Here is a 607-nt window from a genome sequence, read left to right on the forward strand (position 1 = left end):
ATTCCTGGGTAAAACTACATTGTAGTTTTATAGGTACAGTTCCAAATAGATTGAAACTACATTGTAGTAAATATAAGATACTAGTTGCTATACATTAACATTTCAGAGGGTTTAATTATGAGAAATTACAATGTCAAAATTGAAGATGAAACTATGGGAAGATTCTATGCTCGTCAGCTATCAACACATGATATTAGAGCAGTATGGAAAGAATCATTAAGTATTAAAGAAAATGAAAATATAATAAATGCTGCTCTTAAATCATATTCATTTGAAGATTGCAAAAGGATTGTCGGGAAAATAGAAGAAAAGTATAATTCAATTTTATACATAAATAATGAAATGCATAAAAATGAAAGATTTTGTAATTTTTCATGGTTTTACATTCAAAAAAAACCATTAGGAAAACTATCATCAAATCCAAATGAAAACAGTTTTAAAGAAAGAGCAAAACGGGTAAGATTATATATAAAAGAGGTAAAAAAAAGCAAGTGCAATTATATTGAACTAGAGATAAAGATTGTAAGAAAATGGAATTTATCACTTAATAAAACTGAGATCATTTCATGGTTAAAAGATGATGATGAAGAAAAAATAAAGTGGGCGA

1 pseudogene is annotated in these 607 nt (G+C 26.5%); it reads left to right on the forward strand.

Annotation, left to right across the window (positions count from 1 at the left end):
• Positions 1 to 117 precede the first annotated feature (117 nt).
• Positions 118 to 607: pseudogene (locus tag R7Q48_RS28865) on the forward strand (hypothetical protein); the annotation flags it as partial.

The sequence above is a fragment of the Vibrio sp. 378 genome (genome assembly GCF_033339435.1).